Origin of the sequence: Micromonospora sp. NPDC049089, assembly GCF_040648775.1 — a bacterium.
Lineage (GTDB): Bacteria > Actinomycetota > Actinomycetes > Mycobacteriales > Micromonosporaceae > Micromonospora.
Genome location: NZ_JBEZEH010000260.1, coordinates 1 through 8,507 on the forward strand (window position 1 = coordinate 1; position 8,507 = coordinate 8,507).

Here is an 8,507-nt window from a genome sequence, read left to right on the forward strand (position 1 = left end):
GCCCGGTCCGCAGCCGGTCGGCCAGGTTGTGGCCGTCGACGAGCTCCATCACCAGGTACGGGACCACGACGCCGCCGGCCAGTGTCGCCTCGGCGTAGTCGTACACCTGGGTCACGTGTGGGTGGGTCAGCCGGGCGGCCGCGCGGGCCTCGCGTTGGATGGTGGCCCGCAGTTGTGGGTCGGTGGCGAACTGCCCGGCGAGCACCTTGATCGCCACCGGCCGGCCGAGCACCTCGTCGTCGCCTCGCCACACCTCGGACATGCCACCGAGACCGATCCGCTCGTGCAGTACGTAGCGGTCGTGGAGGCGGAGAGTGGGCGTGAGCGGCGACATAACTTCACCAGTCTGCCTGGCAACACCGCAGTCGACCACTCTGCGTGCCCGGACCCACACTGTTCGTCCCGTGCGTACCGGAATGGGATTGGTGCGGGTCAGGAGCAGCGCGGGGTGCCGGGCAGCGGTCGCGGTTGGATGCGGTCGGCGAGCCGGCGCAGGGCGAGGGCGGTGGCCTGCCGGGTCGGGGCGAGCAGGGCCCGGCGGGGGTGTTCGACCTGGACCGGCGCGTCCGGTCGGGCCGAGTTGACGTGCCGGTTCATGGCGTCGAGCGCGGTGATGTATCCGGTGGGAAGTTCCATGGTCAACTCCTTGGGACCGGTCCGGTGGATTCCCGGACGACGAGTGCGGTGGGCAGCAGCACGTGACCGGCCGCGGCGTCCGCAGGCGGGTCGAGCAGCAGTTCGGCGGCGATCCGGCCCTTCTCCTCGGCCGGTTGCCGGACGGTGGTGAGGCCGGCAGCGGCGGCCTCGGGGACATCGTCGAAGCCGGTCACCGAGACCGGGGGACGATCGTGGGCCGGCCGTGCGGCCAGGGCGTCCAGCACACCGAGCGCGAGGACGTCGGAGCCGGCCAGCACGGCGGTCGGCGGTGCGGGTTGGTCGAACAGCCCAGCGACGGCTGCGGCTGCCGCCGGGCGGCTGTTGCCGGGGACGTTGACAAGTGTCAGCTCGGCCCAGCCGACGCCGACCTCGGCGAAGGCGTCGGCGAACCCGCTGAGCCGACCTCGGGTGGTCGGATGCGGCACCTGGTCGACCCCGGCCACTGTGAGCGGGCCGGCTGGCGCGTCGGGCAGCACGGAGTCGGCGAGCAGCGCCACCCGACGGTGCCCGAGCCCCGCTACGTGCGCGGCGGCGCTGCGTGCGGCGGCCCGCTCGTCGATGCCGACGAACCGTTCGTCGGCGCCGGCGTCGTCGCGGGCGGCGGTGCTGACGAACGGCAGCCCGCGTTGACGGATCACGTCGAGGGCCCACTCTTCGTCGGCGACGCAGTAGACGCAGAACCCGTCGACGGCGGCGTTCTCCACCGCCTGCCGGGCGTCGGTCACCGCCGGTGGCAGCGGCACCAGCAGCATGCTGGTGCCGTGCCGCTCGGCCGCCGCGCCGACACCGGCGAGGAAGCGGACCGCGAACGGGTCGGTGAAGGCGTACGACAGTTGCGAGGTGAACAGCACCCCGATCGACCCGACGAAACCTCGGCGCAGGGAGCGCGCGGTGGGGTTGGGGCCGGGGTACCCGAGTTGCCGGGCGGCGTCCAGGATCCGCTCGCGCAGGGCGGCGGAGAGCTGGTCGGGGCGGCTGTAGGCGTTTGACACGGTGCTGCGCGAGACGCCGACGGCGTCGGCCACGGCTTGCAGTGTTGGCTTCACCGGCACCTCTCTGTATCGATCCAGTCTGTATCGATACAGAGACTAGCCCGACCGGTCGGCGTCGGTCAATACGTGAACGGAGAGTGGGAGCGCGGCCGAAGGTCAGGCCGCGTAGAGGTCGTTCAGCAGGCCGCCGAGGATCTCCGCCGTACGCTCGGGCGGCTCGGCCTCGACGCAGAGCCGCTCCATGGCCACCGCGTAGTAATCCAGATCGTCGCGCTTGTCCAGGTAGATGGCGCTGGTGAGCTGTTCGATGTAGACGATGTCCGGAAGCTCCTGGTCGCCGAAGCGCAGGATGGTGAAGGCACCCCCGGCGGCGGCGTGGCCACCGGCGGCGAACGGGATGACCTGCAACCGGATGTGGGGCGACTTGGTCGCCTCGATGAGCGCGGTGAGCTGGCCGCGCATGACCTCCGCGCCGCCGATGGGCCGGCGCAGGGCCGCCTCGTCCACCACGGCCCAGAGCTGCGGCGGGTTCTGCCGCTGGAGCAACTGCTGACGCTGCATCCGCAGCGCGACACGCCTGTCGATCTCGCCCGGACCGGCAGTGCCGTGCCCGAGCAGCACAACCGCGCGGGCGTACTCCCGGGTCTGCAGGAGGCCGGGCACGAACTGCACCTCGTAGCTGCGGATCAGCGCGGCGGCGGCCTCCAGGCCGAGGTACGACTGGAACCAGGACGGCAACACGTCGCCGTAGCGGTGCCACCAGCCGGGGCTGTTCGCGTCCCGCGCGAGCTTGAGCAGCGCGTCACGCTCGTGGTCCTCGGTGACGCCGTAGAGGGTCAACAGGTCGGCGACGTCGCGCTCCTTGAAGCCGACCCGGCCGAGCTCCATCCGACTGATCTTGGATTCGGAGGAGCGGATCTCCCAGCCGGCGCCCTCCCGGGTCACCCCGCTGGACTCCCGGAGACGGCGCAGTTGGGCGCCGAGCAGCATGCGCAGCACGGTCGGCCCGGTTGTCGGGCCACCCTCGGCGGGAACCATCGTCACGTGCGGACCTCCGGACACCGACCCACGACGGCCGGGCGCCCCGGCCCGGCCGACGTGTAAGCATGCCATGGACCGACAGTGAGGTGAACTCCTCCGCGCCGGTGAATCAGTCTCGTAGCCGGGACGACCCGCCCCGGGACGGTCAGTTGATCAGGTGGTCGAAATCTCCGTCCCGCGCACCGAGAACGAAGGCGGCGATCTCATCCACCGTGTAGATGAGCGCCGGCCCTTCCGGGTGTCGTGAGTTGCGGACCGCGATGCCCGCTCCCTCGGGCAGTTCGGCCAGTTCGACGCAGTTGCCGCTGGGGTTGCTGCGGCGACTCTTCTGCCAGCTCAGCGGAGGCAACTGGTGGATCGGTACGCCATTGGGTGGCTGCTGCATGGGGGCGTCTTTCTGTTACGAGCCCGCCGGTGGCCGTGGGAGGAGCGGTGACGGCGAGGGGGTGCGGTATCGACATTGGACGGTTCTGCACGTGCATCTGCTATTGCATCTGCACCCGACGGCGAGCATGATAACGCACATGATCGGTGCCCATCCGTTCACTTTGTGTTACCCCCAGACGGGCAACGATCAGGCAAAACTGGGCCCGACGCGGTGTACCGCGTCAACCGAAGGCTGGAGGCGGTCGCGGCGATGGGAGGGTTCGTGCCGGATCCGATGAGTATCGCCTCCGGCGTCTGCGCGGCGGGCGCGCTGCTCTCCTCCTGGCAACTACGCCGACGGGCGGTGCGCGCCGAGGCCGAGATCGGTCACCTCCAGGCAGAACTGGCCGCCGAACGGCACGCCGCCAGTCACGACCCGCTGACCGGGCTGCCCAATCGCCGCGCTTTCTACCGTCTGGCAGCCGCACTGCTCACCGACGCCGCCGGCCAGCCGCTGATCGCCGTGGTGCTCGATCTGGACGACTTCAAGCAGATCAACGACCGGTACGGGCACGCCGCCGGCGACCAGGTGCTGATCAGCGTCGCCGAACGGCTGGCCGGCTTCGCCGGGGACAATCTCGTGGCGCGCCTCGGCGGCGACGAGTTCGCCGGGTTGCTCTCCAGCCCCACCGTCGACCGGCGCTGGATCGAGCACTCGACCCGCCGGCTCAGCGAGACCGTCGCCGCGCCGATCCGGCTGAGCGGGTGCAGCGTCCGGGTCACCGCGTCCGTCGGGCTCGCCCCGGTGACCGGTCCGGCTCAGCTCACCGACGCGCTCAGCCGCGCCGACGCCGCCATGTACCAGGCGAAGAGCCTCGGTGGTGCCCGATCGCCCCGCCAACTGGTCGACAGCGCGTTCCTCGGCGAGCGCTGACCGTTCAGCTGACGGGCGCGCCGAACCACCTGGGCAGATGGCTGAGCAGGTCGGCCTGATCGTCGCCCACCCACGCCACGTGACCGTCGGGCCGTAACAGCACGGCGGGCACCTCCACCTCATCGCTGACGTCGACGACATGGTCGACCCGCTCCGCCCAACCGGCGACCGAGAGCTGGCCGGTCTGGTCGAGCAGCAGGCCCCGGCCGCCGCGCATCAGCTCGTAGAGGCGCCCCCGCCTCAGCCGTACGTCACGCATGTGACGCCCGAGCAGTTCGTGCCCCGCGCCGAGGTCGTAGCGGACCCCGATCGCGGTGATCTTCTCGATCAGGTACCGGTTGACGTCCTCGAAGTCCAACAGCTCCGACAACAGTTGACGCACCGACCGCGGCCCCGGCTCGGGTGAGAGCAGCACCATCTGCGCCCGGGTGTTGTTCAGCACGTCCGCGGCCACCGGATGCCGTTCGCTGTGGTAGCTGTCCAGCAGCCCCTCCGGCGCCCAGCCGTTGAGCTCGGCGGCCAGTTTCCACCCGAGGTTGAACGCGTCCTGGATGCCGAGGTTGAGCCCCTGCCCACCGGTCGGCGGGTGGATGTGCGCCGCGTCGCCGGCCAACAGCACCCGGCCGACCCGATAACGCTCGGCGAGCCGGGTGGCGTCACCGAAGCGGGAGAGCCAGCGCGGTGAGTGGACACCGAAGTCGGTGCCCGCGTACACCCGCAGTTGGTGTTTGAAGTCCTCGATGGTCGGTGGGACAGTGCGGTCCTCGACCACCCCTTCGGCCGGGACGAGGACGCGGTACACCCCGTCTCCGAGGGGCCCGAGACCGAATCGGAGATGGGTCTTGCGGACCTCGGCCACCACGTCGGCCACCTTCTCCGGTGGCACGCCCACCTCCATCTCCCCCAGCAACGTCTCGACGCTGCTGGGCTCGCCGGGAAAGCCGACGCCGAGCAGCCCGCGGACGGTGCTGCGACCGCCGTCGCAGCCGACGAGGTAGTGGGAACGCAACTGCGTGCCGTCGGCCAGCCGCACGGTCACCCCGTTGTCGTCCTGGCTGAGCCCGACGAGTTCGCTGCCGCGCCGGATCTCGACGCCGACCTCGCTGGCGTGCTCGCCCAGGAGACGGTCGGTGATGGTCTGCGGAATGCCGAGGACGTACGCGTGTGCGGTGTCCAGCCCGCCCGGCGACGGCTTGGGGATCGCGGCGAAGAAGCCCCCGACCGGGTACTGCGTTCCGAGCGCGAGGAACCGCTCCAGCAGACCTCGCTGGTCCAGCACCTCGATGCTTCGCGCGTGCAGGCCGAGCGCGCGGACGTAGCTGGTCGGCTCGGTCTCCTTCTCGAGCACGAGCGCGTGCAGCCCGTGCAGCCGTAACTCGGTGGCCAACATCAAGCCGGTCGGCCCGCCGCCGGCAATGATGACATCGATCATGTAATCTCCCGATTTTCCCAGGTTTGGGCGTCGGCTGGAGATTCTGCGGCATCACCCGGGTCTTGCCGCAAGGCCCCCGGTGCGATATATGTTGGAGGTGGCAGAGAGCGCATTCGCTCTTTGCCTTTCTTTTTATCCGGCGTAGACGGCGACGTGGTCGCCGCTCAGAGCCGCCGGTCGAGGTCGCGCACTGCCGCGTCGGCGAGGGTGACCAGACCCACCGGTGACACCAGCCCCCGCACGATCCGAGCGGCCCGGTCCCGGTCGGCCGGCTCGACGTCGAGGTCCAACGCCTGGCGGGTCCAGTCGCTGAGGTCGTCGAGAGCGCGGACCGCGAGAAACCAGGCCAGGCGCAGCGGGTCGATGTCGGTCCTGCCGTAGCCGGCGAGCACCGCCTGTTGCTGCTCGGCAGTGATCGGCGCGAAGGCGAGCACCCCGCCGAGGACGAACATGAGGTCGCACTCGGGTGGGGCGAGCACCGCGTCGTCCCAGTCGATCAACCAGACCTGGCCGTCCGGGCCGAGCAGGAGGTTGCCCAGGTGCGGGTCGCCGTGGCAGACCACCGCCGGCCCCGACCGGTCGACGGCGAGTCGCTCGACCCCACGGAGCAGCGTGGACACCCGGTCGGCGTTCGCCGCCCAGACGGCGGCCAGTTCGGCAACCAGCGGATCACCGGAGTCGGCCTGGTCGCGGAGCCGTCCGGCCACGTCCCGGGTCGCGGCCACGATCGAGGGGTACGCGTCACCGCCGCCTGGCAGCAGCCGTTTCAACTCGTCGGTCACCGGCACCGCGTGCACGGCGGCCAGCAGTTCGCCGTAGGCACGCCAGTGCGCCTCGCTCATCGGGCCGTCCAGCGCCCGCAGGTCGGACACCCACGGGACCACGGACAGGCGGTGCCCGTCACGCTCGGCGTACAGGCGTCCGTCGCAGGTGCGGACCTGCGCCGCGACACCTGGCACGCCTCGCTCGGCCAGGTGCGCGGTCACGATCAGGCCGGCCGGCGTACCGCCACCGCTGACCTTGACGGCATACCGCTCGCCGTCGCCCGTCTCACCCCGCCAGAGCCGAGCCCGCGGATCAGCCCCGTGCGAAACCTCGTCCACGGTGGACAGCCAAAGCCCAAACTCCCCCCAAACCCACCCCACCACGTCCACCCACCCACCCACCCCACCCCGCCTGCTGGCGGTGATCAAGAAGTTCGCGTCACTGTCGGCCCGGATTCTGACGCAAACCTCTTGATCACGTGTGCCTGGTGAGGGGCGTGGGCGGAGATGATTCGGGTACGCGGAGGGGTGGCCCAGCCGACCGACGGAAGGAAACCCCTCGTGCCGAGTATTCGTGCGCTGGTACTCAACTGCACCCTCAAGCCGTCGCCTGCCCCCTCCAGCTCCGAGCAACTGGGCCGGGAGGTGTTGGCCGAACTGGCCCGTCAGGGCGTGGACGGCGAGATCGTCCGGGTGGTCGACCACGACGTGCGCTTCGGGGTGTCGACCGACGAGGGCCACGGCGACGGTTGGCCCGCCATCCGCGCCAAGCTGCTCGCCGCCCAGATCCTCATCATCGCCACCCCGATCTGGCTCGGCCAGCCCGCGAGCGTCACCAAGATGGTCCTCGAACGCCTCGACGCCGAGCTGTCCGAGACCGACGACGAGGGACGGCTGCTCACCTACGGCAAGGTGGCCGGTGTCGCGGTCGTCGGCAACGAGGACGGCGCGCACCACAGCATCGCCGAGGTGCAGGGGGCGCTCAACGAGGTGGGCTTCACCGTCGCCGCCGCCGGCGCGACCTACTGGGTCGGCGAGGCGCTGCACACGGTGGACTACCGCGACGCCGGCCCCAAGCCGGACACCACCGGCCGCACCACCAAGGCCCTCGCGCTCAACAGCGCCCACCTGGCCCGGCTGCTCGCCGATCAGCCGTACCCGCCGCCGGACGCGAAGGGCGCCGCGGTCGGTCCGAGCCGCGAATAGACCTCACCGCCAGGGGCGTCACCGCCCGGGCCGCCTACTGTTGGGCAGCTCCGCGCACGGCCCGCCGCCGATCCGCACCCGGCGCGGTCAGCGCCAGCCGTAACCGGCGCGCAACGCCTGCCCGACGCGGTCGAACCGGGGCCGGTCCAACACGGCGCCCTCCCGGCGGATGCTGTCCTCGCGCATGGTGAGCACCCGGTCCAGCCGGACCCAGCTCGGCCGGTTGTCGCGGTCCCACTCACCCGGCCCGAGCGCGAACCAGTGCCGCTGCCCGTCGCGCTCGCTCTGACTGGACAGCATCAGCCCGAACAGCGTCCGGCTGTGTCGCCCGACCACCAGCACGGGACGGTCCTTGCCCTGGCGGGGGTCGTCCTCGTACGGCACCCAGGTCCACACGATCTCACCCGGGTCGGCCTGGCCGTCGACCTCCGGCGCGTAGCTCAGCTCGCGCCGCTGCAACGCGTTCACCTGGCGGGGGCGGGCCACCCGCGCCGGGGAGGGCCCGGTGCGCCGGGGCGACGGAATGACCGAGCCCACCCGGGAGATGCGTTGCGCCACGTTCCTCAACAGACCAGCCACGGCGGGCAGCCTACCGGCCCCCCTGCGGACTTCCCGAGCCGGAGCGCTGCGGCAGACTGGACCGATGGACGAGTTGCCCGACGACCTGCCGATCCTCGAGCGGCGCGCGGTGCGTGTGGTCGTCACCGACGACTCCGACCGGGTGTTGCTGTTCCACACCCGCGACCCGGAGCACCCCCGGCTGGGCACCTGGTGGGAGCTGCCCGGCGGCGGCATGGAGCCGGGCGAGACGCACCGCGAGACCGCCGTGCGGGAGCTGCGCGAGGAGACCGGCATCATCGTCACCGCCGACCAGGTGGGCGCGCCGACCTGGCGGCGACGGGCCAGCTTCCTGCACCGCCAGCTGCGGCACGTTCAGGACGAGGTGATCGTCGCCGTACGACTGGCCGGTCCCGGCCCGGACGTGGACGAGACGGACCGGCTCGACTACGAGCGGGAGGACTACTTCGGCTTCCGCTGGTGGCCGCTGGCCGACGTGGTGGCCAGCGGGGAACGCTTCTACCCGGGTCAGCTGCCCCGACTGATCACGCCCTTCC

General features: G+C 71.2%; 11 protein-coding genes. 3 read left to right on the plus strand and 8 right to left on the minus strand.

The window, feature by feature from the left end:
- The 5 genes from AB0B48_RS30050 to AB0B48_RS30070 all read right to left on the minus strand — a co-directional run.
- Positions 1-334 (minus strand): protein kinase (locus AB0B48_RS30050; protein WP_357207366.1); only part of this gene is annotated, 334 nt, incomplete at its 3' end.
- Between the two features lie 98 nt (positions 335-432).
- Positions 433-636 carry a hypothetical protein gene (locus tag AB0B48_RS30055; protein WP_170158647.1) on the minus strand — a complete coding sequence of 68 codons (204 nt, stop codon included), beginning with the start codon at positions 634-636 and terminating at the stop codon, positions 433-435.
- Positions 637-638: 2 nt separating this feature from the next.
- Positions 639-1,682 carry a substrate-binding domain-containing protein gene (locus AB0B48_RS30060; RefSeq protein WP_355009997.1) on the minus strand — a complete coding sequence of 348 codons (1,044 nt, stop codon included), beginning with the start codon at positions 1,680-1,682 and terminating at the stop codon, positions 639-641.
- A gap of 123 nt (positions 1,683-1,805) precedes the next feature.
- Positions 1,806-2,693, minus strand: coding sequence for a helix-turn-helix transcriptional regulator (locus AB0B48_RS30065; protein ID WP_357207369.1), 888 nt, complete (start codon positions 2,691-2,693; stop codon positions 1,806-1,808).
- Between the two features lie 142 nt (positions 2,694-2,835).
- Positions 2,836-3,075, minus strand: coding sequence for a DUF397 domain-containing protein (locus AB0B48_RS30070; protein ID WP_091406718.1), 240 nt, complete (start codon positions 3,073-3,075; stop codon positions 2,836-2,838).
- Positions 3,076-3,339: 264 nt separating this feature from the next.
- Between AB0B48_RS30070 and AB0B48_RS30075 the strand changes: the two genes are divergently transcribed.
- On the plus strand, positions 3,340-3,990 hold the full coding sequence (locus tag AB0B48_RS30075; RefSeq protein WP_357207372.1) for a GGDEF domain-containing protein: 651 nt from the start codon (positions 3,340-3,342) through the stop codon (positions 3,988-3,990).
- 4 nt (positions 3,991-3,994) lie between these two features.
- On the opposite strand, the gene rox is transcribed toward AB0B48_RS30075, so the two are convergent.
- Together rox and AB0B48_RS30085 are read right to left on the minus strand one after the other, a co-directional pair.
- The gene (rox, locus tag AB0B48_RS30080) at positions 3,995-5,422 is read right to left on the minus strand and encodes a rifampin monooxygenase (protein WP_357207375.1); all 1,428 of its coding nucleotides are present in this window, start codon (positions 5,420-5,422) and stop codon (positions 3,995-3,997) included.
- A 164-nt stretch (positions 5,423-5,586) separates the two neighbouring features.
- Entirely contained in the window at positions 5,587-6,525 is a 939-nt protein-coding gene (locus AB0B48_RS30085; protein ID WP_357207378.1) for a phosphotransferase, read from the minus strand.
- A gap of 222 nt (positions 6,526-6,747) precedes the next feature.
- Here AB0B48_RS30085 and AB0B48_RS30090 point away from each other — a divergent pair, with 222 nt between their 5' ends.
- Positions 6,748-7,392 carry an NAD(P)H-dependent oxidoreductase gene (locus AB0B48_RS30090; protein WP_355010001.1) on the plus strand — a complete coding sequence of 215 codons (645 nt, stop codon included), beginning with the start codon at positions 6,748-6,750 and terminating at the stop codon, positions 7,390-7,392.
- 87 nt (positions 7,393-7,479) lie between these two features.
- Here AB0B48_RS30090 and AB0B48_RS30095 read toward each other — a convergent pair whose 3' ends face one another.
- Positions 7,480-7,971, minus strand: a complete 492-nt coding sequence (locus AB0B48_RS30095) for a type II toxin-antitoxin system PemK/MazF family toxin (protein ID WP_357207382.1) — start codon at positions 7,969-7,971, stop codon at positions 7,480-7,482.
- Positions 7,972-8,035: 64 nt separating this feature from the next.
- Here AB0B48_RS30095 and AB0B48_RS30100 point away from each other — a divergent pair.
- On the plus strand, positions 8,036-8,507 hold a 472-nt coding region (locus AB0B48_RS30100), incomplete at its 3' end, for an NUDIX domain-containing protein (protein WP_357207385.1).

What these genes read in the sequence shown, in the direction of transcription:
- AB0B48_RS30055 (WP_170158647.1), bottom strand. Translation starts at nt 636, where the DNA reads ATGGAACTTCCCACCGGATACATCACCGCGCTCGACGCCATGAACCGG.
- rox (WP_357207375.1), bottom strand. Translation starts at nt 5,422, where the DNA reads ATGATCGATGTCATCATTGCCGGCGGCGGGCCGACCGGCTTGATGTTG.
- AB0B48_RS30070 (WP_091406718.1), bottom strand. Translation starts at nt 3,075, where the DNA reads ATGCAGCAGCCACCCAATGGCGTACCGATCCACCAGTTGCCTCCGCTG.